Source organism: Dactylosporangium sp. McL0621 (genome assembly GCF_049995355.1).
Lineage (GTDB): Bacteria > Actinomycetota > Actinomycetes > Mycobacteriales > Micromonosporaceae > Dactylosporangium.
Genome location: NZ_CP188259.1, coordinates 10,020,390 through 10,046,157, shown reverse-complemented (window position 1 = coordinate 10,046,157; position 25,768 = coordinate 10,020,390). Strand labels below are relative to the sequence as shown.

Annotated in this window: 17 protein-coding genes and 1 pseudogene; 12 read left to right on the top strand and 6 right to left on the bottom strand. The window is 70.4% G+C overall.

From position 1 onward, the window contains the following. Positions 1-94: 94 nt before the first annotated feature. From ACPPVO_RS47525 to ACPPVO_RS47515, 3 genes are all read right to left on the bottom strand, one after another. Entirely contained in the window at positions 95-2,896 is a 2,802-nt protein-coding gene (locus tag ACPPVO_RS47525; RefSeq protein ID WP_426505517.1) for an NB-ARC domain-containing protein, read from the bottom strand. An 8-nt stretch (positions 2,897-2,904) separates the two neighbouring features. Beyond that, positions 2,905-5,241, bottom strand: a complete 2,337-nt coding sequence (locus tag ACPPVO_RS47520) for an NB-ARC domain-containing protein (protein ID WP_426505516.1) — start codon at positions 5,239-5,241, stop codon at positions 2,905-2,907. Between the two features lie 345 nt (positions 5,242-5,586). After that, positions 5,587-8,190: an RICIN domain-containing protein gene (locus ACPPVO_RS47515; RefSeq protein WP_426505515.1), complete on the bottom strand. Its 2,604-nt coding sequence runs from the start codon at positions 8,188-8,190 to the stop codon at positions 5,587-5,589. A gap of 793 nt (positions 8,191-8,983) precedes the next feature. Between ACPPVO_RS47515 and ACPPVO_RS47510 the strand changes: the two genes are divergently transcribed. From ACPPVO_RS47510 to ACPPVO_RS47480, 7 genes are all read left to right on the top strand, one after another. Then, positions 8,984-10,090, top strand: a complete 1,107-nt coding sequence (locus ACPPVO_RS47510; RefSeq protein WP_426505513.1) for an RICIN domain-containing protein — start codon at positions 8,984-8,986, stop codon at positions 10,088-10,090. A 41-nt stretch (positions 10,091-10,131) separates the two neighbouring features. Continuing rightward, positions 10,132-11,760 (top strand): glycoside hydrolase family 27 protein, encoded by a 1,629-nt coding sequence (locus tag ACPPVO_RS47505; RefSeq protein WP_426505512.1) that lies wholly within the window; start codon positions 10,132-10,134, stop codon positions 11,758-11,760. 160 nt (positions 11,761-11,920) lie between these two features. Beyond that, positions 11,921-12,388 (top strand): hypothetical protein, encoded by a 468-nt coding sequence (locus tag ACPPVO_RS47500; RefSeq protein WP_426505511.1) that lies wholly within the window; start codon positions 11,921-11,923, stop codon positions 12,386-12,388. Continuing rightward, positions 12,385-13,860, top strand: a complete 1,476-nt coding sequence (locus ACPPVO_RS47495) for a ricin-type beta-trefoil lectin domain protein (protein WP_426505509.1) — start codon at positions 12,385-12,387, stop codon at positions 13,858-13,860. Before ACPPVO_RS47500 ends, ACPPVO_RS47495 begins: the two co-directional genes overlap by 4 nt. A gap of 101 nt (positions 13,861-13,961) precedes the next feature. Continuing rightward, positions 13,962-14,318 carry a hypothetical protein gene (locus tag ACPPVO_RS47490; RefSeq protein ID WP_426505508.1) on the top strand — a complete coding sequence of 119 codons (357 nt, stop codon included), beginning with the start codon at positions 13,962-13,964 and terminating at the stop codon, positions 14,316-14,318. A gap of 106 nt (positions 14,319-14,424) precedes the next feature. Further along, the gene (locus tag ACPPVO_RS47485; protein ID WP_426505506.1) at positions 14,425-16,053 is read left to right on the top strand and encodes an MSCRAMM family protein; all 1,629 of its coding nucleotides are present in this window, start codon (positions 14,425-14,427) and stop codon (positions 16,051-16,053) included. Continuing rightward, entirely contained in the window at positions 16,034-18,304 is a 2,271-nt protein-coding gene (locus tag ACPPVO_RS47480; RefSeq protein ID WP_426505504.1) for a hypothetical protein, read from the top strand. Before ACPPVO_RS47485 ends, ACPPVO_RS47480 begins: the two co-directional genes overlap by 20 nt. 1 nt (position 18,305) lies before the next feature. Here the strand turns inward: ACPPVO_RS47480 and ACPPVO_RS47475 are convergent, their stop codons facing one another. Beyond that, positions 18,306-18,482 (bottom strand): helix-turn-helix domain-containing protein, encoded by a 177-nt coding sequence (locus ACPPVO_RS47475; RefSeq protein WP_426505502.1) that lies wholly within the window; start codon positions 18,480-18,482, stop codon positions 18,306-18,308. Between the two features lie 192 nt (positions 18,483-18,674). On the opposite strand from ACPPVO_RS47475, the gene ACPPVO_RS47470 reads away from it, so the two are divergent. Further along, a complete protein-coding gene (locus ACPPVO_RS47470) occupies positions 18,675-18,872 on the top strand; it encodes a hypothetical protein (protein WP_426505501.1) in 198 nt (65 codons plus the stop codon). Positions 18,873-19,488: 616 nt separating this feature from the next. Next, a complete protein-coding gene (locus ACPPVO_RS47465) occupies positions 19,489-20,634 on the top strand; it encodes a GAF domain-containing sensor histidine kinase (protein ID WP_426505499.1) in 1,146 nt (381 codons plus the stop codon). Between the two features lie 186 nt (positions 20,635-20,820). Here ACPPVO_RS47465 and ACPPVO_RS47460 read toward each other — a convergent pair whose 3' ends face one another. After that, positions 20,821-21,756, bottom strand: coding sequence for a beta-1,3-glucanase family protein (locus ACPPVO_RS47460; protein ID WP_426505498.1), 936 nt, complete (start codon positions 21,754-21,756; stop codon positions 20,821-20,823). Between the two features lie 242 nt (positions 21,757-21,998). On the opposite strand from ACPPVO_RS47460, the pseudogene ACPPVO_RS47455 reads away from it, so the two are divergent. Both ACPPVO_RS47455 and ACPPVO_RS47450 read left to right on the top strand, forming a co-directional pair. After that, positions 21,999-22,055, top strand: a pseudogene (locus ACPPVO_RS47455) (hypothetical protein); the annotation flags it as partial. A gap of 78 nt (positions 22,056-22,133) precedes the next feature. Beyond that, on the top strand, positions 22,134-22,445 hold the full coding sequence (locus tag ACPPVO_RS47450) for a hypothetical protein (RefSeq protein ID WP_426505496.1): 312 nt from the start codon (positions 22,134-22,136) through the stop codon (positions 22,443-22,445). A gap of 248 nt (positions 22,446-22,693) precedes the next feature. On the opposite strand, the gene ACPPVO_RS47445 is transcribed toward ACPPVO_RS47450, so the two are convergent. After that, positions 22,694-24,214, bottom strand: a complete 1,521-nt coding sequence (locus tag ACPPVO_RS47445) for a cellulase family glycosylhydrolase (protein ID WP_426505495.1) — start codon at positions 24,212-24,214, stop codon at positions 22,694-22,696. Positions 24,215-24,407: 193 nt separating this feature from the next. Between ACPPVO_RS47445 and ACPPVO_RS47440 the strand changes: the two genes are divergently transcribed. After that, positions 24,408-25,679, top strand: coding sequence for an ROK family protein (locus tag ACPPVO_RS47440; RefSeq protein ID WP_426505494.1), 1,272 nt, complete (start codon positions 24,408-24,410; stop codon positions 25,677-25,679). Positions 25,680-25,768 lie beyond the last annotated feature (89 nt).

Sequence of the window (25,768 nt, the reverse complement as noted above, 5' to 3'; positions counted from 1 at the left end):
GCGAGCCGAACGGCAAATACGCTCGACGAGGGACGCCGGGCCCACGCCCAGCGCGAAGTGGGCAACGCCCTCCACGCCGGCATCGTAGCCAGGTTCAGGCCGGCGGGCCCGGGCGGCCGTCTTCGTGATGGTGGTGGCCGTTCGGCCGGAAGATCGCGGCCAGCTCGGCGATCGAGGCCGCGAGGGCGAACCGGTCGCCGGCGCGGTCGTATTCGGACGCGGCGTCGAGCAGGACCGTGACCGCCTCGTCGGACCGGCCGTTGCGGTGCGCGGCGCGGCCGAGCAGCTGGCCGGCCTCCGCGGTCATGGCCCAGTCGTCGTGGCGCTTGAAGACCTTGCGGGCCGGTTCGAGTTGGATCTCGGCCTGGGTGAAGTCGCCGCTGGCCAGCAGCAGCATGCCCTTGGCGCGCCGGATCCGGGCGCCGACGACGTCGGCGGCGATCTCGGCGACCTCCCGCATGCTCGACAACTCGTCCTCGGCGCTGCGCAGCTGGCCGGCGGCCTCGTCGAGGCGGCCGGCGAGGACCAGGGCCTGGGCGAGCAGGCAGCGCGAACGGATCGCGCCGACGCGGCTGTCCAGGAGGCGGAAGGCGAGCACCGCTGCGGCGGCGCGGTCGATCGCGCCGCGGGCGAGCTCCTGTTGCTCCTCGCCGGCGGCGGTGTGGCGGGCTCGGGACAGGGCGGCGCGGGCGCGGCGGTAGTCGGCCAGCGCGGCTCGCCGGGAATCGGTGTGCTGTAGCGGCGCGGCCTTGAGGTGCGCCTCGGCCGTGTCCCAGTCGCTGCGGCGCCGGGCCGCCTCGGACAGGCCGAGGTGGACCAGGTAGCCGGCGAGGGTGTTGGAGTCGGTCTCCCAGTGGTGGCGGACATGCTCGTACCGTGCCCGGGCGGGCCACTCGGCGGCGTTGCGGCAGCCGGAGGCCTCGGCGTCGAGCAGTTCGATCAGCGTGCGCTCCTCGGCGTCCGTGGTGGCCAGCCGCTTGGCGATGTCGAGGGCCTCGGCCGCGTCGCCGTACTTGCCGATGCGCAGCAGCGCCTCGCCGATGCGCCGTTGCGCGGTGAGCCGCACGGTCGCCAGGGCTGGGTCGTCGCCGGTCTCGGTCACCGCCCGCAGCAGTCGCAGCCCCTCGTCGTAGTGCTCGATGCCGGTCAGGAACGTGCCCTTCGCGAGCGTCACCGCCGCGACCGGGTAGCCAGCGGGCTCGGCGGCCGCGGCGTGCAACGCGCGGTCGAAGGCCTGCAGTGCCCGGGCCGAGTCGACGCCGAACGGCACGCCGTCGCCGAGCCGGACGGCGACCCGCCAGCACATGCCCGGCTCGTCGCGGTCGGCGGCGGCGTGCACGGCCGCGACCAGGTTCGCGTACTCGGCGCGGACCCACTCGGTCGGGGACCGCTCGATGTTCTCGGCGAGCGTGGGGTGAAAGGAGGTCTGGAAGTACGGCAGCCGCTGCGCCGGTGGGTGCCGGCGCGTGAACCCCTCGTCCCGGTGCAGCTGGCGCAGGACGTCATCGATGACCTGCAGGTAGGCGTCCTCGAGGCGGCGCCGCGCCTGGGCCCGGTCCTCGGCGCCGAGCTCGTTGAACCGGTCGCGGGCGAACAGGCGCAGCAGCGGGTGGAACTGGTACCGGGGCAGGCCGGCGCGGCGGTCCGCCTGGGCGGCGTCGATGAACTGCGCCTCGTACAGCCGCGCGGCCAGTGCTTCGGCCTCGGCCGGGCTGACCTTGAGCAGCGGTTCGAGCACCCATGGCACGAACGTCTCGCTGTCGACCAGCGACAACAGCTGCAGGGCGCGCCGTTCGGCGGGGGTCAGCCGGCCGTACTCGGAGTCCAGGCGCTGTTCGAGGTTCCAGTTGCCAAATCTCAGGTACCGCAGCCGCCCCTCTTCCTGCTTCTCCAACCGGTCGGCGACGTGGCACAGCGCCTGTGGCTGGCTCATGGCGGCCACCCGCTCGCCGGCGCTGACCAGCGCCATCGGCAGCCGGCCGCAGTGCTGGACCAGCTCCGCGGCGCACACCGGTTCCTCGAAGGCATCGGTACGATCCGCCGCGGCCCGCAGGATCGCCACCGCGTCCAGCCGCGACGGCGCATCCACCAGCAGCGACGGCGCCGAGGCGCGCAGGGCCGGCTGCAGGTTGCGGCGGCTGGTCACAATGACCGTGCAGCCCGGCTCGGCCGGCAGCAGCGGCAGCACCTGGTCGGCGTCGCGGGCCGCGTCCAGCATCAGCAGCACCTTGCGCCCGGCCAGCAGGGACCGTAACCGCGTCGTGCGCCACTCCGTGCTGGGCGGCAGCTCCTCGGTCCAGCCGAACGAGCGGATCAGTTCCTCCAGAACCTCGCCCGGCGGTCGCCGGTTGCCGGCGCTGCCCAGGTTCGCGTAGACCTGCCCGTCCTCGTACTGCCCGGCGATCTCCCGCGCGAAGGTGCGGGCCAGCGCGCTCTTGCCGACCCCAGGCCGACCGTGCAGCAGGATGAGCAGCGCGCCGGAGCGGACCGCCGCGTCGGCGCCGGCGCGTTCGGACCGGCCCTCGGCGTGCCGCTTCCTGAGCGCATCGAGCTCCTTGTCGCGGCCGCGGAAGAACGTCATGCCGGCCAGGATCTCCTCGGGGACGGTGGGGCCGGCGTTGACGGCCTTCGGCGGGGCGGGCCGCCTTGCCGGTTCGTCCAGGACGGCCTCGTCGGCGAGTTCGCCGGAGGGCGGTGGCGCGGTCGGCTCTGGTTTCGAGGCCGCGATCACGGTACCGACACCGGTGAGCATGAAGACCACGACGATGACCGGAGCGGTGGCCCACGGCGGCAGGACGCCGACGAGCGGGCTGGCCCCGGCGGCCGCGGCGGTCGCGATCGCCGCCACCGCGAGCCGGGCCCGGGCCGTCGCCAGCCGCATGCGCCACTTCGCCATGCCGGCGCTCACCGGACCGGCCGGGGTGTCGTGTCCAGCTCGGGCTCCGGCAGCTCGTCCAGTGCCTGCAGTTGGGAACGGGTCAGCATCCGGTCGCCCTCGTCGCCCAGCGCCGCGAACAGCATGTCGGCCCGCTGCAGCAGCTTGCGGGCGTCCGGCACCTGCCGCTGGGCGATCCGGACCTCCGCGAGCCGGTTGAGCGTCATGGCCTCGAGGTGCCGGTCGCCGCAGCTGCCCAGGGACTCCAGCGTCTCCTCGAGCGTCGCCGCGGCCGTGCCGAGCCGCTCCTGGCGCATGGCCGCCGTGCCGATCAGGAGGCGGCAGTGGGCTGCGCCGTACCGATGCTGCATGTCGGCGAACAGCTGCAGCGCCTCCCCGGCGTGTTTCCGGCAGGCGGCAGGGTCGCCGTCCTCGAGCCACACCCGGGCGGTCGCGTGCAGCAGCCAGGCCTGCCACAGCCGTTGCTGGGCGTCGTTCGCTGCGGCGATGCCCTCCTCGAGGGCCGGGATGGCCAGGGAGTGCCAATCCTGATAGTCGTACACCGTGCCGAGTGCCCAGCCGATGCTGGCCCGGTGTCTGGCCGCCAGCTCCGCGTCGTCGCCGATCAGCGCCTTGATCCGGTCGATGTCGGGCAGCCCGTCGAGCGGCTGCGGGCCCATGGCGAGCGCGATGACCCGGGAGCCCAGCGTGCGGATGCGCTCCGCCCGGTCGAGGTCGGCCGGCAGCTGTGCCGCGGTCAGCTGCGCCAGCGCCTCGTCGAGCGCGTCGACGGCCAGGTCGGTGCGGTGGTCGCGGCGGTGGGTAATGGCCTGGCAGCGCAGCACGCGGACGAGGACGTGCGGGTCGTGGCAGTCATCCGCGAGCTTTGCGCCGTCGGCGGCGATGCCGAGCTCGGTGTTGAGCTCGGCGAGCGTGGCCACCGCCAGGTTCTCGGCGTCCGCATCGCGGTTCTCCCGGGCCAGCGCCAGCGCGTTGAGGACACGATCGAGCGCGCGGTTGAGCTCGCCCTGCTCCTTGAGCCGGTAGACGTCGTCCATCAGCTCGGCCTTGGGGTCTCCGGCGGTGCGGTCGCGGCCCTCCTGGGCGAGCCGGTCCATCCCGGTCGCGGCCAGCTGCGCGTCGAGCTCTCCGCCATCGACGCAGGCCCGGGCGTAATCGTGCACGCGGTCGAGGACCCGGAAGGTCGACACGCCTGTCGCATCGTTGGTCGAGCGTTCGACGAGGCCGGCGTGCACCAGCCGGTCGGCGAGGTTCCACGCCTTGACGTCGTCGTGCTCCGGTCCGAGCAGCGCGGCCAGCATCCACGGCGCGAACACGGGGTTGTCGAGCAGCCCGAGCAACAGCAGCGCCGTGCGCTCGTCGTCGCCGAGGAGCGTGAAGGTCACGTCGAGCGCCCCCGTTGCCCGCTGCGAGCGGATCTCGCGGAGCCGTTCGACCGCTCGGCTGAGGTCCCAGTGGGGTCGGCTGGCCAGGGTGGCGCCGGCGAGGGTCACCGCGAGCGGGTTCGACTGGGCGGAGGCCACGATCGTACGCGCGGCCTGCTCGCCCTCGGCGCTGTTCACGCGGTCCAGGCCGACCATCGACCCGAGCAGGGAGACCGAGTCGTCCGACGACAGGACCGGCAGCTCGATGGTGAGGTCGGCGTCGACGTCCAACTCGGGCTCGCGCGTGGTGACGACCGCCAGGCAGCCCGGACCGGACGGCAGGAGGGCGGGCAGGTCGGCGTGCTCGTCGACGTCGTCGAGAATGACCAGGACGCGTTTCTCCCTCGTGAGGGTGCGGTACGTCCGGCGGATTGTTTCCGGCTCGACGGGGCGCTTGTCTTTGGGGCCGAGTAGCGCGTCGTCGAAGCTCGCCAGCACGCTTTCCCAGTCGGTTGCCGGGCCGCCGCGACCGAAGATGAGGCCGTCCGGAAATGACGCAGCGACGGAATGGGCGAACTGTACGGCGATGCTGGTCTTGCCGATTCCGGCGGCGCCTTTGACGACGATGACGGTGGCCCGGTCGGCGCGGCCGGCGTGTGCCTGGAGGACCATGGCGTCCAGCTGCTCCTCGCGCCCGACGAACAGCTCAGGCGGCGGCGGAACGGCGACCGGGACGAGGTAGGCGCGGGTCGGCGGCCCCCCGTCGGCGGCCGGCGCGGGGTCCTGTGGCCGGCCGGGCGGGGTGGTACGGGTCCGGCGGACCGACACGAACGTGAGGCCGTTGGCGATGCCGAGCGTTACCGCGACGACGGTCTGCACCCAGGCCATCGGCATGAAGACGAACATCGCGACCAGAACGGCGATGCTGAATGCAATGAGGAAGGCAAACCGGACTAAAGGTAGGTGTCGTGAAGATTCCATATCTGGCCACGCCCCCTGATCTCGTGCCCGTCAGTGTGGCTTCCGCATGCAAACGTGTCGACGCCCGCCGTGGCGGTTTCGGCCTATCGGTTGGCCGGCGTGCCCGGTCGAGGGGTCTATTCCGGTTCCGGCCCCGGCCGCATAGCTGCTGGAACGCGTCGGCGTAGTCCCGGATGATCGAGACAGTTGCCGGCGACGGGACGACGAGCGAGCTGACCGTTCCGTTGCCCACAGAGTGGTTCGCATCAGCACCTGTTGATCGATGGACAGCGCGGCCATTCCGGAGCACGGCCGACCGCGCGGGGCCGCAGGCACGATGGCCTGCGGCCCCGCTCGGGCGTTGGGTCAGGACGGGTCGCCGTACTGCAGACCGCGTCCGTTGGTGCCGATGTAGACGCGGCCGTAGGTGTCGGGGTCGCCGGTGATGACGGCGGGGCCGCCGATGCTGCCCCATTGGTGGGCGTCGTCGTTGACGCGGACCCAGGTGGTGCCGCCGTCGGTGGAGCGGAAGACGCCGGTGACGTCCTTGACCGTGCCGATCAGGTACAGGGCCTGGTAGGAGGCGCCCGGCGCGGCCTTGCCGAAGCCGAGGGCGGAGGCGGACTGCACCGTGGTGAGTGTGGTGAAGGTGCGGCCGCCGTCGGTGGAGTGCAGCAGGCCCCGGCCGCCGCCGGCGATCCACAGGTCTCCGGCGACACCGGGCACGGCCAGGAGTCGGCCGCCCGGCAGGTTGGTGGCGCGGGCGGTGAAGGTCGCGCCGCCGTCGGTGCTGGCGTAGAGCGTGCCGCCGGCCAGCGAGTAGAAGGTGCCGGCGGCGGAGCGGTCGGCGACGACCACGGCGTCGGTGCCCAGGCCGCTGACCTTCGACCAGCTCGCTCCCTTGTCGGTCGAGCGGTACGGGGCCTGGCCGGCCTCGGTCCACACGATGGTGGAGCCGTCCGCCGCGAGCGCGACATGGCCGCTGTTCGCGCTGCTCACCGGCTCTGCCGCGAAGCCCTTCCAGCTGCTGCCGCCGTCGGTGGAGTAGGCGCCGTCCTGCGCGCCGCCCGTGCCGACGCGGACCATCACCGCGGGGGCCGACTGGGCGAAATCGATGTCGGTGCTGCTGCTCATCAGCGGGTTCTGCATGCGCCCGGCGGGCACCTCGGTCAGGGATCCGTGGCGGAAGCCGCCCTGGTCGCCCATGGAGGTGATGACGGTGGCGCCGCCGGGAGGGGCGATCGCGTCCGCCAGCGAGGTCTCCTCCAGCCCGCGGGCCCCGGAGGTCCAGTGGCTGGTGCCGCCGCTGTCGGAGGCGTTGGCGTCCTTGCTGCGCCAGATGCCGTTGCCGGTGCCGTACAGCACGTGCCCGGCGTTGAAGGGATCGATGGCCAGTGCGGTCATCCAGTGCCCGATGCCGGTACCGACGTAAGGCGCGCCGGAGGCGTCCCGCACCGACTTGTCGGCCAGCGCCTTCCAGGTCGTACCGCCGTCGGTGGTCCGGTAGAGCTCGTCCTGGGGCCACCAGCGGTCGAGGGTGGTGACCATCACCGTGGAGGGCTGCCGCGGGTCGACGGCCAGACCGGAGAACCCGTAACTGCCCTGGGACGGGGAGATGTTCTTCCACGCCCCGCCGGACGGCGTGTACTTCCACACCGAGCCCGCCGTCGCGTCGTTGGGGCCGATGTCGTTGGTGTACGACAGGTACAGCGAACCGTCACCGGAGACCACACCGTGCTGCGGCATCTGGCCGGTGGGCTGCCCGGAGACGGCCTGCCAGCTGTTGCCGCCGTCGGTGGAGCGGTACAGGGAGGTGTACTTGTCGTTGACGCCGACGTAGACCGTGTTGCTGCCCCCCGGGCCGTACGTCACGAAGGAGACGCCCGCGCCGCTGCTCGCCCCGTCCTTGACGGGGAACGAGGAGACCTGACTCCATGCCACGCCGTAGTCGGTGCTGCGCCACAGGCCGTTCTTGCGGGTGCCCAGCAGCAGGTTGGCGTGGTTCGCGGGGTCGATCACGAGCCGTTCGCCCGCCCCGCGGCCGGGTTCGTTGCCGCCGAGCTTGAAGGGCAGGTTGGTGCGCTGGAAGGTGTGGCCCCGGTCCGTGGAGCGCAGGATCGCGGCGTTGCCCGCCCAGTCGTTGGTGTACGTGCCCGCCCCGATGTAAAGCCGGGCCGGGTCGACGGGGTCGGTGGCCAGCGAGTCGATGCCCAGCAGGTTCCAGTCCTTCTCGCCGACCCAGTCGGTCAGCGGAATCCACCGCTCGGTCCCAGCGTCCCAGCGGTAGGCGCCACCCATGTCGGTGCGCGCGTACAGCAGGCCGTTCTCCTTCGGGTTGAACACCAGCCCGCTGACGTAACCGCCGCCCACCACCTCGGCGTTGTGCCACACGTACGGTCCGGCCCCGGTCGGGCTCTGCGTGCCGCCGGACCCGCCCGTCGGGGTCCCGGCCGTGGGCGTCGTGCCGCCGGCCCCGCCCGTCTGGGTCCCGGCCACCTTCACCAGCTTCCACTGCTGGTTGCTGCTGCCCTTGCCGTGGTACTGGATGACCGCCGCTCCATTGGCGGTGGACTCTCCGTACACGTCCAGGACCTGGCCGGTGCGGCGGGAGCTGAAGGTGACGGCGTCGGAACCGCTCACGCCTTCGACCCGCCACTGCTGGGACGAGGAGGAGGTGTCGGTCTGCTGCTCGGTGGCGGCCGCCTGGGCGGTCGAATCGCCGGCTACGCCCACCACCTTGCCGCTGTTGCGGTTCACCAACTCGTAGTAACCGTCCGGGGTCGCCCGCAGCTTCCACTGCTGGTTGGCGGTGTTCTGGTCGGTCCACTGCTGGACGCGGGCGCCATCGGCGGTGGAGAAGGCGTTGACGTCCAGCACCTTGCCGCTGTGCACGGCGACCAGCCGGTAGAAGGCGTCGCTCTCGATCGTCGTGGCCTGCGAATCCGCATTCGTGAGCAGGAGGTACGGCACGCGATGACGGCGGGCACGCCGAGCAGCAGACCGATGACGGTCCGACGACGCAGGCGACGCGCGTGGCGCCCCCCGTTCGTGGGGTTCTTCATGGCGAGGTGTTCTCCTTGCATCCGGTACAGCAGAGGAAGATCCAGCGCCGGAGTGGCCGGGTCCCACTCCTCTGTGGTCACGGGCCCGCGAAGGGTTGCCTCGAACGGAGAACTTTTGTTGCGCGGCAGCACCGCGTCGATGGAGGACGCGTAGGCGGAGGCCGCGCCGTTCGACCTGCGGTACGCCTATGTGCACAGCCAGCCCGCGCCCGCGTCGGAGTACTACCCGGCGTGGCGTTGCCAGGATGCGTGGTCGGGCTGGTGGGGCTGCTGGACCGTGCGCACCACGGCGCCTGGCACGTACCACGCGGTGGCCACCGCCAACGGCACCCGGGCCGAGGTGGACGGAGGTTTCAAAGCCTCGAACGCGGTCGAGCAACCTTTCCGGTTTCCCGGGCCACTGAAGGTTGTGAGTACCGCCTACCGCCAGGCGCCAACCTCTCTTCACACCCCAGGGAGAGTTGTGGTGTACCCGTCCTCAGGACATCGTCCGCGCGGACAGCGCAGACTGCTGCCCTTGTCGCACTCGCCGTTACCGTTGCCGCGGTCGCGGACGCCGTGCTGAATGCCAGCCCACGCCGGACCCGACGCTAACCCCAACGGCAGACCCCGCAGACGCGACTTCCTCGGCGACCGCTCATCGCCGATGCGGCGCCGGTGTCTGCCATCGCAAGGTCGTTCCCCTATGCGAGGAGTAAGTGATGCGAACAAGAGTAAGGTGGCTCGCCCCGATCGCGGCGCTGGGTGTCGCGGTGGCCATGGTGATGACGTCGATCGGTCCCGCCAGCGCGGAGTCCAACGGCGGGGTGCGCGTCATGCCGCTGGGTGACTCCATCACCAACGGTGAGACGACGCCCGGCGGCTACCGGATCAACCTGTGGCAGCGCGTCGTCAACGGCGGGTACGCCGTGGACTTCGTCGGGTCGCAGTCCAACGGTCCGGCGAGCCTCGGCGACCACGATCACGAAGGGCACTCCGGCTGGCGGATCGACCAGATCGACGCGAACGTCGTCGGCTGGCTGAACACCTACCAGCCGCACACCGTGCTGCTGCACATCGGCACCAACGACATCCTGCAGAACTACAACGTCTCCACCGCCCCGGACCGGCTGTCCACACTGATCGACCACATCACCACCACGGTGCCAAGCGCCGAGGTGTTCGTCGCGCAGATCACTCCGCTGGCGAACAGCAGCCAGGACACCGCTGCCCGCACCTTCAACGCGGCGATCCCCGGCATGGTGCAGAACAAGGTGAACGCCGGCAAACACGTACACCAGGTCGACATGCACAGTGCTCTGACCACCGCCGACCTGGTCGACGGTGTCCACCCGACGGCCGGCGGATACGACAAGATGGCCGCGGTCTGGTACAACGCGCTGCAATCGGTATCCGGCAGCATCGGCGCCCCGGGCAGCAGCCAGAGCACCACGATCGTGGGGACCCAGTCCGGTCGTTGCCTGGACGTGGCCGGGGTGAGCACCGCCAACGGCACCGCCGTGCAGCTGTGGGATTGCTGGGGCGGCTCCAACCAGACGTGGTCGTACACGGCCGGCAAGCAACTCATGGTGTACGGCAGCAAGTGCCTGGACGCCTACGGCCAGGGCACCAGCAACGGCACCTCGGTCGTCATCTGGGACTGCAACGGACAGGCCAACCAGCAGTGGAACGTCAACACCAACGGCACCATCACCGGAGTCCAGTCCGGCCTGTGCCTGGACGCCACGGGCGCGGGCACGAGCAACGGCACGAAGATCATTCTCTGGTCCTGCGGGGGACACGCGAACCAGCAATGGACCAGACGGTAACGACAACCGTCCACTCTCGACCGCCATCGAAAGGGAAACCCATGCGAGTAAGGAATCCGCTGAGCCGTTCCGGTCCACGCCGGGCCGGCCGGGTGGCCGCGACGGCCGCGCTGCTGCTGGTGGCCGTCGGCGCCGCGTTCTGGTTTGTCGATGTCCGTTCGGCCGTGCCCGCGCAGGCGCTGGGCAACGGGCTGGCGCTGACGCCGCCGATGGGGTGGAACGACTGGAACGCCTACGGCTGCAACGTGTCGGAGTCGCTGGTCAAGCAGACCGCTGACAAGATCGTCTCGTCCGGGTTGGCCGCGGCCGGCTACCAGTACGTGAACATCGACGACTGCTGGATGCAGTCCAGCCGCGACGCCAACGGCAACCTGCAACCCGACTTCGGCAAGTTCCCCGACGGCATCTCCGGCACCGCCGCGTATGTGCACAGCAAGGGCCTGAAGCTCGGCATCTACGAGGACGCCGGCACCGCCACCTGCGCCGGGTTCCCGGGCAGCCTGGGCCACGAAACCCAGGACGCGCAATCGTTCGCGTCCTGGGGCGTGGACTACCTGAAGTACGACAACTGCAACAACAACGGCAGCAGCACGACGCAGCAGTACATCAACCGGTACTCGGCGATGCGTGACGCCCTCGCCGCGACCGGCCGCCCGATCGTGTACAGCATCTGCGAGTGGGGAGTGAACTCGCCCTGGACCTGGGCCGGCAACGTGGGCCACCTGTGGCGCACCACCGGCGACATCACCCCTACCTACTCCAGCATGCTGTCGATCTTCCACCAGAACGTGGGCCTCGACTCCTACGCCGGGCCGGGCGCCTGGAACGACCCGGACATGCTGGAGGTCGGCAACGGCATGTCCGCCACCGAGGACCGCACCGAGTTCAGCCTGTGGGCGCAGATGGCCGCACCGCTGCTGGCCGGCAACAACCTCGTGACGGCCAGCGCCACCACCCTGTCCATCCTGGGCAACACGTCCGTCATCGCGGTCGACCAGGACTCCCTCGGCAAGCAGGGCCGGCTGGTCAGCTCCGGCGGCGGACTGGACGTGCTGGCCAAGCCGCTGGCCAACGGCGACGTGTCCGTGGTGCTGTTCAACGAGAACGCCAGCACCGCCACGATCAGCACGACCGTGTCGGCGATCGGCAAGAGCGGTGCGTCCAGCTACGCGCTGACCGACCTGTGGACCGGCGCCACCAGCACCACCACCGACACCATCAGCGCCGCCGTCCCCAGCCACGGCGTGGTCATGTACCGCGTCGCCGGCGGCAGCAGCACCCCACCGTCCACCACGATCCTGCGCGGCGCCGGCTCCGGCCGCTGCCTCGACGACCCGGCCAGCAACACCACCAACGGCACCCAGGCCATCATCTGGGACTGCAACGGCGGCACCAACCAGCAGTGGACCTATACCGGCGCCAAGCAGCTGCAGGTTCTCGGCAAATGCCTCGACGCCAACAACAACCAGACCGCCCCCGGCACCAAGGTCGTGATCTGGGACTGCAACGGCGGCACCAACCAGCAATGGCAGCTCAACGCCGACGGCACGATCACCGGCGTCCAGTCCGGACTCTGCGTTGACGTCACCGACGCGGGCACCGCCAACGGCACCCTGGTCGAACTCTGGACCTGCCACGGCGGCACCAACCAGAAGTGGACCCGTTCCTGAACCCGGTACCCCACATCCTGATACGCCGGCGAACAGGCTCGGCATGCGCGTCGATGTGAGCGATCCCGCAACCATGACAGTCACGGAGCACCATGAACCCGCTTCGTAAGGGGGCGCCGGCCGCCCAACGGCGCCTCCGCACGGGATCATCGCCGCCGCGGTGATCGCCCTCGGCGGTGGCGTCGTGATCGCGGTCGACATGAGCGCAGCCACGGCGGCCACCGTCGACACGAACGCCGTGTACGTGCTGATCAACCGCAACAGCGGCAACAACCAACTGGGGCAGTTCGTCGACTCTGGCGGCGGCTACTACCGGCTCAAGTCCCGCAACTCCGGCAAGGTCCTCGATGTCAACGGCCCTCCACCGCCGACGGCGCATCGGTCGTCCGGTGGAGCGATCACAACGGGACCAACCAGCAGTCCGGCTTCGTCTGCGACAGCTTCTCGGTCGACTACAGCTGAACCGGGGTTCGGAGCGCCGCCGAGGCGCGCGACCGACGGGCGCTTCGCGCGGCGTGTGCCGGCGCGGGCGCCCGTCGGCCGCACCGGGCCGCCCGGACATGTTTCGTGGCAACGGGGTCGCCAACCGGCAATGGCCGCCCGTACAACCTTTTGGAGGAGAACATGAGCAAACGCAGAATCCGGCTAGCGATCACCGGGATCGCCGCCTCGCTGCTGGCCCTGTCGGGATTTCTCGGGGTTCAGTTCGCCGCGGCGCCGGCGGCGCACGCGAGCACGAACCAGTTCCACGGCGTGAACTGGGCCGACCCGCGGGACAACTTCGCCTGGGACGAGGTCGTCCCGGTTGGACTGTCCAAATCGGACAGCTACGACACCACATATGCCAAGTCCACCGCGGTGTTGCGGGGCTTCCAGGGCCTGGGGGCCAACACCATCCGGTTCCCCATCAACCCGCAGACCACCTCGTCGGGCTGGTGGGAGAACTACACCGCCGCCTTCGACGCGGCCAGCGCGCTGGGCATGAACGTGTGGATCGCCCCGTGGACCCCGCCGGACGGCAGCGGCCGGATCACCGGCGGCACGACCGCCTTCTACACCATGTGGGACAAGGTCATCGCCAAGTACAGCGGCAAGACCAGCTTCTACTTCGACATGATCAATGAGCCGTGGGGGTACAGCGGCAGCGAGCTGACCAACCTGGCCGCGGACTGGCTGTCGCACTACCCGAACGTGCCCCGCGGCCGCATGGTCATCCCGGGTCTCTACGCCGACCAGGACATCTGCACCGTCGGTGCGGACTCGCGGCTCAACGGCACGCTGCTGTCCATCCACCTGTACACGCTGGGCGGCGAAAGCCACCCGACCGAGGCGGACTGGATCAACGCCTTCAAGAGCAAGCTGTGCAGCTACGCCGACCGGGCCGTGCTGAGCGAGTTCGGTGTGCCGATGAACACCGGCGTCAACTACAACGGCGCCCGGGACGGCAACAACAACGTCTCCTACTTCTACGCCCTCACCGACACGGTTCGCGCGCTTGGTATGGGCTCGCTGCTGTGGACCGGGGTGAAGGAGGCCAACCAATACTCGGGCCCGGGGCCCTGCTTCGACGCCTCCTGCGCGATCACGTCGCTCAACGGCAGCGGCACCAACCTCTCGCTGAGCGTGACCAACCAGTCGGGTCTCGACCGGCTCCAGTACGGCTGGGGCGCCAGCGCGTCCACGCCCACGGCGACGGCGACGACCACTCCGCCCAGCGGCGGTGCGGTGCTGCGCGGCGTCGGGTCGAACCGGTGCCTCGACGTGCCCGGCGCGAGCCAGACCAACGGCACCAAGGTGCAGATCTGGGACTGCAACGGCGGGACGAACCAGAGCTGGACGCTGAACAACGGGGCGCTGCAGGTGTACGGCAACAAGTGCCTCGACGTACCGGGGCACGCGACGGCGGCGGGTACCAGGATCGCGATCTGGGACTGCAACGGCGGCGCCAACCAGCAATGGCGGCTGAACTCCGACGGCACGGTGGTCGGGGTGCAGTCCGGGCTGTGCCTCGACGTGGTCGGTGCCGGCACCGCCAACGGCACGGAGGTCGAGATCTGGGGCTGCAACGGCGGAACGAACCAGAAGTGGACTCGTAGCTAAGGGTTCCTCGTTAGGTTTGTCGGTGGTTATTGCGCCGTAATGGTTCACCGTTTGGTGCCCAACGCTCGATCCGCTCCCGCTACGCCGAAGGCGGCCTGCCCATGGCTGACCTCGCCGAGGAATACCGCGTCGGCCGCTCCACCATCCACCGCGTCATCCACGGCGAGCCGGATACGACCCGCTGCTGTTCGTCCTGGACGAGCCGACCGCCTCGCTGGGCGCGCCGAGCGAGCACGCCATCTTCGAGCGGTACATGGTTCGGGCCCGCGCTGGCCGCCCGCACCGGCGCCGTCACGGTGATCGTGTCGCACCGCTTCTCCACCGTCGCCGGGGCCGACCTGATCCTGGTGCTGGACCGGGGGCGGCTGGTCGAGCAGGGCGCCCACGAGGAACTCCTCGCCGCCGGGGGTCGCTACGCGGAGCTGTACGCCATCCAGGCCATCGCCTACACGGGCTGATGCCGGAACGACGTCCGTTGATCGGCGTCCGCGGGCTCCGGACGGCCAGCCCGGGCCGTCCCTCCAACGGAGGGACCCGCCGCAGTGACCCGGTTACGCTCCGTGGATGTCCTTGCGTGTAGGCGCGGCGGCGGTCGCGGTGCTGCTCTCCCTCCTCGGCGCGGCGCCGGCCCACGCGTCGACCTCGGCCACCATCGCGGGAACCGTGACGGCGCAGGGCGGGGGCGGGGTCTCCGGGGTCGCGGTCACGGCGACCGCGGCCGGGCAGACGGCGGTGCAGTTCGGTCCGGTGGAGACCGCCGCGGACGGCTCCTTCGAGCTCGGCGTGGTGACCGGCGCCTACGACATCCACTTCACACCGGCCGGCGGGCTCAACCCGATCGTGTACACGAACGTGGCCGTCACCGCGAACACGACCCTGAACGTCGTGCTCACACAGTCCAGCGCGCATGCGATGTCCGGGGTGGTGCGCGACGCGTCCGGCGGTCCGGTCGCGGGCCTGACCGTCGATGTGCATGCGGTGGATCAGAGTGGTCGGGGTGGTGCCGCGCGGACGGACGCGGCGGGGCGGTTCTCGGTGAGTGTGCCGCCGTTGGTGTATGGCGTGCAGATCCGTGCGGCTGACGATTCGTGGGCGTTGTATTCCGAGCCGCGGACGTTCGATCTGACGGCGGGCGATGTCGTGCAGGACTTCCAGTTGCCGCCGTTCGTGACGCTGACGGTGACGGTCAAGGATGCCGGCGGCAGCGCGATATCGGGTGCCGCGGCGAGCATCAGGTCTGGGCAGCAGCCGGGGTTCACGGTGGCGCCTGGGGTCACGTTCCTGGCCGCGGCGGGGCCGAGCAAGCAGACGGACGGCAGCGGGCAGGCCGTGTTTTCGATCTTTGCGGGGTTGAGCCTGACGGCCGGTCAGGTGTGTGCCGCGTTTGCCGACAACACGCAGGTCTGCAACACCGCGACGGTTGGTGGCGGGGGCGTTGTGCTGACGAAGACTGCGGTGCCGCACGTGTTCTCGGGGGTGGTGCGCGATGCGGCCGGCGGTCCGGTTGCCGGCTTGAGTGTTGATGTGCATGCGGTGGATCAGAGTGGTCGGGGTGGTGCCGCGCGGACGGACGCGGCGGGGCGGTTCTCGGTGAGTGTGCCGCCGTTGGTGTATGGCGTGCAGATCCGTGCGGCTGACGATTCGTGGGCGTTGTATTCCGAGCCGCGGACGTTCGATCTGACGGCGGGCGATGTCGTGCAGGACTTCCAGTTGCCGCCGTTCGTCACACTCACGGTCACCGTCAAAGATGCCGGCGGCAGCCCGATATCCGGCGCCCGGACCAAGCATCGCGTCGGGGCAGCAGCTGGGGTTCACGGTGGCGCCTGGGGTGACCTTCCTGGCTGCCGCTGGGCCGAGCAAGCAGACGGACGGCAACGGCCAGGCCGCCTTCAACGTCTTCTCCGGGTTCAATCTCACCGCCGGCCAGGTGTGTGCCACGTTCGCCGACAACACGCAGGTCTGCAACACCGCGACGGTTGGTGGCGGGGGCGTTGTGCTGACGAAGACTGCGGTGCCGCACGTGTTCTCGGGGGTGGTGCGCGACGCGTCCGGCGGTCCGGTCGCGGGCCTGACCGTCGATGTGCATGCGGTGGATCAGAGTGGTCGGGGTGGTGCCGCGCGGACGGACGCGGCGGGGCGGTTCTCGGTGAGTGTGCCGCCGTTGGTGTATGGCGTGCAGATCCGTGCGGCTGACGATTCGTGGGCGTTGTATTCCGAGCCGCGGACGTTCGATCTGACGGCGGGCGATGTCGTGCAGGACTTCCAGTTGCCGCCGTTCGTCACACTCACGGTCACCGTCAAAGATGCCGGCGGCAGCCCGATATCCGGCGCCCGGACCAGCATCGCGTCGGGGCAGCAGCCGGGGTTCACGGTGGCGCCTGGGGTGACCTTCCTGGCTGCCGCTGGGCCGAGCAAGCAGACGGACGGCAACGGCCAGGCCGCCTTCAACGTCTTCTCCGGGTTCAATCTCACCGCCGGCCAGGTGTGTGCCACGTTCGCCGACAACACGCAGGTCTGCAACACCACGACCATCACCACCGCGGGCGGCAACGCCGGCATCCTCTTCCAGCGCCTCCCCGGCGTCCCTGCCGTGCCCACAGGGCTCTACGCGCCGACGCCGACCAACCGGCTGCCGGTGCTGACCTGGCACGCCGTGCCCGGAGCGGTCAGCTATCTCGTCTACCGCGACGGCGCGGTGGCCGGCAGCACGACCGCGACCACCTTCACCGACTACGCGCCCGGCAACGACGGCGCGTTCGGCTACGCGGTCGCGGCCGTCGGCGGCAACGGCGCGGCCAGTGCGAGCTCCGCGCCGATCACCGTCGTCTACGACACCGCGGCGCCGTTCGTGTCGGGAACACCTGACCGTCCGGCCAACGCCGCCGGGTGGTACAGCGCTCCCGTCACGGTCGCCTGGTCGAGCACCGACCCGGCACCGTCGTCAGGCACAGCGACCGTGCCCACCACCACCAACGCCGCGGCCGACGGGGCGGATCAGGCCCTGACCTCAGGCCCGTCCTGCGACCCGGCCGGCAACTGCGCCGCCGGCCGGTACCAGGTCTCGATCGACACGACCCCGCCCACGATCAACTACAGCGTCACGCCGGCGCCGAACGGCGGCGGCTGGAACAACGGCACCGTGATGGTCGCCTTCACCTGCGTCGACGGACTGTCCGGCGTCGCATCCTGCCCGGCCCCGGTCGAGGTCGGTGCGGACGGGGCGGAGCAGCGCGTCGCCGGCACGGCCGTCGACAACGCCGGCAACACGGCCTCGGTCACCGCCGTCGTCAATCTCGACGCCACAGCCCCGGCCATCACCGCGTCCGTCTCGCAGAGCCCGAACGGCGAGGGCTGGAACAGCGGCGCCGTCACCGTCACCTTCAGCTGCACCGACGCCCTGTCCGGTATCGCCGGTTGCAGTCCGCCGGCCGTCCTCACCGACGACGGGCCCAACCAGACCGTCCGCGGCGTCGCGGTCGACAAGGCGGGCAACACCGCGGACGCCACCGTGACCGTCAGCATCGACAAGACCAAGCCACTGATCACGGCGGTTCGCACGCCCGCCAACGAGTACGGCTGGAACAACGGCGCCGTCACCGTCGACTTCACCTGCGGCGACGCCGTTTCCGGCATCGCCGTCTGCCCGGATCGGGCGACGGTCACCACCGAAGGGGCGGGCCAGTCCGTCACCGGTGTCGCCACCAGCCACGCCGGCACGCAGGCGACGGCGACGGTGACCGGCATCAACATCGACAAGACCGCGCCCACGATCACCGCCACCGTGCAGGGGACGAGGAACGCCGCCGGCTGGTACCACACGGCGCCGACGCTCACCTACGCCTGTGCCGACGCTCTCTCCGGCGTCGCGACCTGCACGGCCGAGCTCCAGGTCACCCACGACGGGGCCGGCCAGAGCCTGACCGGCACGGCGGCCGACAAGGCCGGCAACACCGCGGACGCCACCGTGAGCGGTCTGAACGTCGACCTCACGGCGCCGGTCGTCACCATCGCCGGCGCCGTGAACGGCGCGACGTACAGCCTCGACCACCCGCCGGCCCCGATGTGCGTCACGGTCGACGCGACCTCCAGCGTGGCGAATCCCGCCAGTCTCAGCGTCAACCGCACCGCCTCCGGCGCGTACACCGCCACGTGCGCCGGCGGCACGGACATCGCCGGCAATGCCGCGCCGGCCAGGACCATCGGCTACACCGTCGCGCCGACGAACGACACGCTTGCCGACCTGACCGCGCAGTACCTCGACGCCGTCGGTGCCCCGAACGCCAACGGCCTGACCCAAGACCTGGCCAACAAGCTCGCCCACGGCCAGATCTGCCAGTACATCACCACGGTCGGCAACGCGGCCGGCGGACCGCACCCCGCGCTGACCACCGCCCAGGCCGCCGACCTCACCTACTGGGCCCGCCTGCTGAACCCGATGTGCTGACCTACCGGCCGAGGTGGTGGGTGCCTGGGGTGTGCCCGAACGCGCGGAACACGTCGATGACCGTGCTCGTCGACGACCAGCCGCACCGGTGCGCCACCGCCGGGACCGGGGTGCGCTCGGCCAGCAGGACCAGCGCGTGGTACAGCCGCAGCTGGGTCCGCCACTGCGGAAACGTCATGCCCCAGGTCCGCCTGGAACAGCCGCGTCAGAGTGCGGCCGCTCGCCCCCACCGCGGCGCCCAGCGCGGCCAGGGGCCCGGTCGTCGGTCGGGTCGGCGCGCAGGATCGCGCACACCGCCCGCAGCCGCGGATCGCTGGGCGCCGGCAGGTGTACCGGCTGCTGCGGCAGCCCGCAACTGTTCGCGGCCGGGGTGGCTGGCGCCGTCCAAGGTGTCCGTTCAGCGATCGACGCGGTCGACGGCTACCTCAACGGCTATTGGTTCGCGAACTTCTTCCCGCCGACGAGGGTCGTGCCGTATTGGGTGTCCGCCGTGGTGGTGCTGGCCCACCGTGCCTACCTGGTGTGGCGGTGGCTGCGGTACCGAACTCGTCGGCGGCGCCGCGGCTGAGCCAGGTGAGGCGAAGGCGGGGCATGTCGCGGGGAATCGGTGTTGCAGGCCCCGCTCGGCGTCCGGATGAGCTCGCACGGCAGGTACAGGTTTTCCGGTCGGCAGCACTCCTACCCGGTGACGGGCAAGCCGCACGGCACGGCCCGCGAGGATGGAGGACATGATGGTCGATCCATTCACGCTCGGCGTGCTCGGTGCGGCCGCCGGGGCGGCCCCGCGGTTGAGCGACGTCGGCGCGGAGCGGTTGGTGCTGCGGGGACGCACTGCGCTGGTGCGCGCGCCGCGGCCGAGCTGCCGCCCGGCAGCCAGGTCGGCGGTATCCGTCGCGATCGCAGCCGCTGGCTGGTGCGGGTCCCGGACATGATCTCCGCCGCGCGGGTGTTCATGTCGATCCTCTACAACGAGCCCCGCTTGCTGGCCGGTCGCCGTGCGTCGTTCCCGGCGGCCGAACGATGATCCGCTGGTAAACTGGCGCGATGAGCCTCTGATATCGACTATGCCCGTTTGAGTCTGCATCGGGGGAACCATCGTACTTTTCGGGTGAGCTCACACGATCGGATCCACAACATGCGCGCCCGGCGCACATTCGTGTCCAGTCATCACGGCGGGTCGCACCATGAAAGCGAGCGTTGACGATTTCGCTCGGGTCGTCCATGTGCAGTCAGCGCTACGCCGCATCGCCACCTGTGTCGCGCGCGGCGCCGCGCCGGCGGAGGTCCTGGACGCGGTCGCCACCGAACTCGGGCTTCTCATCGGCACCGACGGCGCACACATCGTCCGATACGACGCCGAGGGCTCAGCGACCGTGGTCGCCGCTTGGGGCACCCCGGACATCGGCCTGCCAGTCGGCACGACGTTCTCCCTGGATGGTGACAGCGTCACGGCGATGGTCCGCAAGACCGCCCGGCCCGCCCGGATGGACGGCTACGCCGACGCTCTCGGCCCGCTCGCCGCACACCTGCGCCAGCATCACGTCCGCGGGGCGGTCGGCGCCCCGATCTTCGTCGAGGGTCGTCTTTGGGGGCTGGTGACCGCCACCATGACGCGGGACGAGCCGCTGGCCCGCGATTCTGAAATGTGGCTCGCGGACTGCACCGAACTGATCGCCACCGCCATCGCCAACGCCCAGGCCCGCGCCGACCTGGCGGCTTCCAGGGCGCGCGTGGTGGTCGCCGCCGATCAGGCCAGACGACGCATCGAACGCGACCTGCACGATGGCATCCAGCAGCAACTCATCGCGCTGGCGATCGAACTCGGCGATGCCCAGGCGAGCATCCCATCCGAGCAGTCTGAACTGCGTCAGCGGCTGTCTACGGTGAAGCGCGGGCTGACCGGCGTGCTGGACGACCTGCGCGAGATGTCCCGAGGCATTCATCCGACGATCCTGTCTGACAGCGGCCTGCGGCCCGCGCTCAAAGGGCTCGCCCGGCGCTCCCGCGTGCCGGTCGAGCTCCACGCATGCGTCCATCACCGGTTTTCCGAGCCCGTCGAGGTAGCCGGCTACTACATCGTCGCGGAAGCGTTGGCGAATGCCGCCAAACATGCACACGCCTCGCATGTCCGCATCGAGGCGACGGTCCGCAACGCCCGGCTCCACCTGACCGTACGAGACGACGGTGTCGGCGGCGCCGACCCGTCACGTGGCTCCGGCCTCATCGGGTTGGCCGACCGCGTCGATGCGCTGGGCGGATCGATCACGATCGACAGCCCACCTGGCCGGGGCACCACCCTGCACGCCGAGCTGCCCTTCGAGCTGCACTGAAACTGTCCCTGGAACCGGCGCGCTGCCTGTGGTGGACACCCGCGACGATCTCATGCCCGTACGGGGCGGGGTCCGGCTGACTCGGCCGGGGCGTCCAGCGAGCGCCAGCCGCCGCGCTGGCGAGCGCCACTGCCGGGCCCGGGGACCTCGCCGCCCACCGGGCGGCGAGGTCCGGAACGGGTGGTGCTACCAGCCGATGCCGAGGGTCAGCGAGGTCGGCGGGTTCGAATTGCTGAGGATCTGCACCGAACTCCGGTCGTTCACGTCGTCGTAGGCGAACGCGTACGCCCGGTGGTCGATCCCGATCGTGTGGAAGTAGGCGGAGTAGTCGTCCTTCGGGCTGGCGAGGTAGTACTTCGCCGGGTCGTACCAGTAGGCGGTGTTCAGCGCGACACCCCGGTGGAACGCGGCGCAGAAGTCCCGGCCCACCTCCCGGATCGTGACGCTGCCGCCCTGGTTGTCGCCGAGCGCGAGTGCGCCGGAGCACTCGAACACCTCGGTGGTGGTCGGCTTGCGCACGGTGAAGGGGCTGCCGTCCTGCTTCGTCCCGGTCAACAGCCCGTTTACCACCCGGCCGGTGAAGGTGACCCCGTCATGCACCTCGCTCCACTGGTTCGCGGTGTAGTAGTTCCAGACCTGGTCGATGTACGACTGCAGGTAGTTGGCCTGGGTCCCGCCCGGCTTGAACGGCGACGCCGACCGGGGCGCGGCGGCGCCGGTGACGTCCGGCATCTGAATCCGCCCCTCGACCCTGAGCTTGCCGCCGGCGGGTGGCTGGAAGTCGGCGCGCCGGGTCTCGATCCGGCCCGAGGTCCAGTTGCCGGCGCCGTCCCGCTGCGGCGTGATCTTGAGATTGCCGGCCCCGTCGAGGGCGACGTTCGCGGTACTCGCCGTCATCGTCTCGACCTCATGGGTACCGAAGTTCGCCGGACCGCCCGGGTAACCGGTGCCGGTGGTGTACTGCCAGTTGGTGCCGTTGACGCCCGAGCCCGCGGCCCCGTTGAAGTCGTCACTGAAGATCAGGTTCCAGCCCGCGGGGGCGGGGACGGCCGCGTCGGCCGCGACTTGAATGATCACCCATGAGACGAGCAGGCTCAGGGCGGCCACCGCCGCTAACCGCATTTGCGTCCTCATGATTGCCTGTATTCGTTAGATGTCCATGTATCGATGCTTGGCGCAGGACTGAGCTCAGGCAGCGGGCGCCGGCCGCGACCCTTCGCGCGATGGTGGCCGGCGCCCGCGTCCTGTCCCGCTAGATCGGCAACCAGAGCGCCGGGGTGTTCGGCGGCTCCCAGGTCACGATCGAAGATCAGAGAGCGCTCTCTTTGCGATCTTGAAAGTGCTCTGCGCGAGGTGCCGCCTCGCTGCTGCACTGCTCGCGGCAGCACGTCGTCGACCTGTGTGACAACGGGACGCTGTCGTTTGTCCGGGCCGGCCCGCGCCGGCGGATTCGCCGTGACGACGTCGAGCGGTTGCTGCGCCCGCCGTTGCGTCGTGCGGTGGAGAAGTCGCTGTGGCGGCATCGGGCCGTCGCGGGCAAGCTCGTCACCGATCCGGAGCGGGGGATGGCGCTGGCTCGCCGCAAGCTCGCCCATCGCCGCGCTGTCCATTCCGACGACAGCGCCGACGCCCGGCTCGACGCCTGGGGGCGGTTGCTCTACGAGGGTGTGGACGCCGTCGTGGAGATGATCACTGCCCAGACGGAGGCGGCGGTGGAGGTGCGGCAGAACACACCCCTTCGCTGGCGTGCTGACCGAGCGGGAGCGCCTGAACGTGCTGGCCGCCTTCGACGCGACACATCCCCGGGGTGACGTCTCCTGCATGAGCCGGGACGCTGATCCACTCGCGTGCACAACGGCCACGTATGTGCTTTTCCGGCGGCCGAACCACGGTGTTCCTGTGCTTCGACGAGGAGGCGGTGACCGGATGGCCGCGCTGGGACACCGGTGGCGCAACCCGATCTGGCGCCGAGACGACGGCTCCTTCACCGAGTGGCGACCCTGCTCCTCGGTGCCGTACCGGCCGGATGTCCCATGTGGACACCCGGCCGGCCGGACGGTTACGGGGTCGGGTACGGGTTCTGGGTGAGCAGGTGCGCCTTCAGGCCTTCGCCGATTCCGGGCTCCGGCGTACCGTTGTAGTCCTTGATGAGCACGGCGCCGGTGCTGCAGCCCCACGGGTTCCAGGTCCAGGCCAGGTAGGACAGGCCGTGGGCGTCGGCCCAGGTGGTCAGCGTGTTCATGTAGTCGTAGCCGCAGTTGTCGGCGCCGAACTCGCCGATGACGATCGGCACCTGCTGGGCGAGCGGGGCGATCTGGCTGTCCCAGCAGGAGGCGCTGGCGCAGGCGTTGTTGCTGTACGAGTGCCAGGACGCGGCGATGTTGTTCTTCGGGTCGGTCGGCTTGTACGCCAGCCATTCGCGCATGTCGTTGGTCCACTCGAGCCCGCCCACCATGAGGATGTTGGTGGCGCCGGTGGCCCGGACGGCGTTGACGAGCGACTGCATGCCGGCGGCCTCGTAGGGAAGGCCGGTGCAGTTGCCGCCGTCGCGCAGGCACTGCCAGCCCAGGGTCTTGTCCCAGTTACTGGCGAGATCCGGGTACGGCTCGTTGAACAGGTCGAAGACGACGGCGTCGTTGCCCTTGAAGGCGTTCGCGACGCCGGTCCAGAACTGGGGTGCGTACTGCGCGTCCGGCATCGGCTTCTGGCAGGTCGCGGTGGCGTCCTTGCAGTGCCAGTCCGGGCCGTTGGTGTAGGCGCCATGGGTCCAGTGCAGGTCGACGATCGGGGTGATGCCGTTGGCGACCAGCAGGTTCACGTAGTCCTTGATGCCCTGCTGGTACTGGGCGCCGCTGGGCGAGCCGTTGACGCCCAGCCAGCATTCCTCGTTCAACGGGACGCGCACCGCGTGGATGTTCCAGGTCTTCATGGCATCGACCGACGCCTGGTCCACCGGGCCGTTGTCCCACAGCCCCTTGCCCTGCACGCACGCGAACTCGGCGCTGGAGCGGTCCACCCCGAGCAGGCGGTACGCCTTGCCGGTCGAGGTGACGATCTTGTTGCCCGACACGTGCAGCTGCGGCGCCGGACCGGTTGGCTTCGGGGACGAACTCGTGCTCGGGGTCGGGGACGCACTGCTGGGACCGGCCGTCGGGCTGGTCACCGAACCGGTGCACGCGCTGCCGTTGAGTGCGAACGACGTGGGTACCGGGTTGGCGCCGCTCCACGTCCCGACGAAGCCGGCGGAGGTGGATGCGCCGGTGTTCAGCGATCCGTTCCAGCTGAGGCTGGCGGCGGAGACGTGCGCCCCGGACTGCGTCCAGGTGGCGCTCCAGCCGTTGTTGACCGATTGGCCCGCGTTCGGGAAGTCGTAGGTCAGGGTCCACCCGCTGATGGCGGCGCCGAGGTTGGTGATGGCCACGTTGGCGCTGAACCCGCCGGGCCATTGGCTTTGGACGGTGTAGGTGACGGAGCAGCCCGTGGCGGCGGCCGACGCGGGGAGCGTGACGGCTACCATGCTGCCCAGTGCGAGGACCCCGGCGGCGGAGGCGGAGGCCAGCACTGCATGACGATGTTTCATCGGATCTCCTCTTGATCGAGTGATCGGTGGGAGCGTTCCCGACATGTTGGTAACCCAACTTACGAAAGTCAACGGGTGGTTGCTCGGCCGTGCCCGCGTTCGCCGGGGACCGGGTCCTTGGGCTGCGCCACAGCTCGTGTGCGGGGGCGGACGGCTTATGTAAGGTACCTTTGTAAGCGACATGGGAGGCCGCATGGCGTCGAGCCCGATCTGGGCAAGCCGGACGAAGACCCGCGGAATGGTGCTCGACCTGATCCGGGGGGCACGCACGATCAGCCGGGTTGAGCTGGTGGCGGCGACCGGATTGACGGCGCCGACGATCTCCGAGGTCGTGCGCGAGCTCATGGTCGACGGTCTGGTCGTCGAGGCCGGGCGTGGTGCGTCGACCGGTGGCAAGCCACCCACGCTCGTGCAGCTGAATCCGCCGGCTCGCTACAGCGTCGGCGTGCAGCTGGAGCGCAACCTGTGTGTGATCGTGATCGTCGATCTGGCCGGCCGGCAGATCGCGCGGACTTCCTTCAGCGGCGTGGCGTCGATGCCACCGGAGCGCGGCCTGCCCCTGGTGGCCGGGCAGGTGAACGGGATGCTCGAGACGGCGGCCGTCGAACGGCACAAGGTGCTGGGGGTCGGCCTGGTCAGCTACGGGCCGCAGGATCGGCGCGCCGGTGCGTTGCTGACCCCGCAGCCGACCGGCGAGTGGCTCGGCTACCCGGTGGCGGACCGTCTCGCCGAACTGCTCGGCCTGCCGGTCCTGCTGGACAACGACGCCGCGGCGGCGGCGATCGGTGAGTACTGGATGGGTGCAGTGGATCCGCGCAGCACCTACGGCTGCATCTACATGGCCACCGGGATCGGCGGGGGAGTGGTGGTCGCCGGCGAGGTGTATCGCGGCAGCTCCTCGAACAGCGTCGAGATCGGGCACGTCTCCGTCGACGTCAACGGAGACGAGTGCACGTGCGGCAACCTCGGATGCCTGGAGAACTACGCCGGCCCGGCCGCGCTGGTCAGGCAGGCGCTCACGACGCCCGGGCTCGGCCAGCGGCTGGCCCTCGACCCGAGCGGAGACGACTTCCTCAGCGAGTTCGCGCGGCTCGCGGCCGCGGCGAACGCCGGCGATCCCGCCGCCCGGGGCCTGATCGAACGATCGGCCCGCTACCTCGGCTATGCCGCGGTCACCATGACCACCCTGTTCGACCTCGACACGGTCGTGCTCGCCGGGCCCAGCTTCGCCGTCGCCGGCTCGATCTACCAGTCGGTCATCCAGGAGGAGGTGGACCGCCGTACCTTCGCGCGGCAGGCCCACCCGGTGCGGGTGGTGCCGTCGGTCAGCGGTTCGGACGCCGCGGCGATCGGTGGGGCCGTGCTCGTTCTGCAGAGCGAGTTGACCCTCGGCCGTGGCCGCGGGCCAGACGGCGGTGCGGCCCCGTCGTCCGCGGGCGAGGCGGCGGTCGGGACCGAGGTCTGACGCTTTCCTGGCGATCGTTCGACTGTTTGCAGAGGCGCGTCGGACGCTGAGTCGCAGTACAAGCGGGCGGTACAGCCGTCGGTCGGCTC

Coding starts and splice junctions, on each gene's coding strand:
- ACPPVO_RS47465 (WP_426505499.1), top strand. CDS start 19,489: ATGAAAGCGAGCGTTGACGATTTCGCTCGGGTCGTCCATGTGCAGTCA.
- ACPPVO_RS47440 (WP_426505494.1), top strand. CDS start 24,408: ATGGCGTCGAGCCCGATCTGGGCAAGCCGGACGAAGACCCGCGGAATG.
- ACPPVO_RS47510 (WP_426505513.1), top strand. CDS start 8,984: ATGCGAACAAGAGTAAGGTGGCTCGCCCCGATCGCGGCGCTGGGTGTC.
- ACPPVO_RS47505 (WP_426505512.1), top strand. CDS start 10,132: ATGCGAGTAAGGAATCCGCTGAGCCGTTCCGGTCCACGCCGGGCCGGC.
- ACPPVO_RS47445 (WP_426505495.1), bottom strand. CDS start 24,214: ATGAAACATCGTCATGCAGTGCTGGCCTCCGCCTCCGCCGCCGGGGTC.
- ACPPVO_RS47475 (WP_426505502.1), bottom strand. CDS start 18,482: ATGACGTTTCCGCAGTGGCGGACCCAGCTGCGGCTGTACCACGCGCTG.
- ACPPVO_RS47485 (WP_426505506.1), top strand. CDS start 14,425: ATGTCCTTGCGTGTAGGCGCGGCGGCGGTCGCGGTGCTGCTCTCCCTC.
- ACPPVO_RS47525 (WP_426505517.1), bottom strand. CDS start 2,896: ATGGCGAAGTGGCGCATGCGGCTGGCGACGGCCCGGGCCCGGCTCGCG.
- ACPPVO_RS47490 (WP_426505508.1), top strand. CDS start 13,962: ATGGCTGACCTCGCCGAGGAATACCGCGTCGGCCGCTCCACCATCCAC.
- ACPPVO_RS47460 (WP_426505498.1), bottom strand. CDS start 21,756: ATGCGGTTAGCGGCGGTGGCCGCCCTGAGCCTGCTCGTCTCATGGGTG.
- ACPPVO_RS47520 (WP_426505516.1), bottom strand. CDS start 5,241: ATGGAATCTTCACGACACCTACCTTTAGTCCGGTTTGCCTTCCTCATT.
- ACPPVO_RS47495 (WP_426505509.1), top strand. CDS start 12,385: ATGAGCAAACGCAGAATCCGGCTAGCGATCACCGGGATCGCCGCCTCG.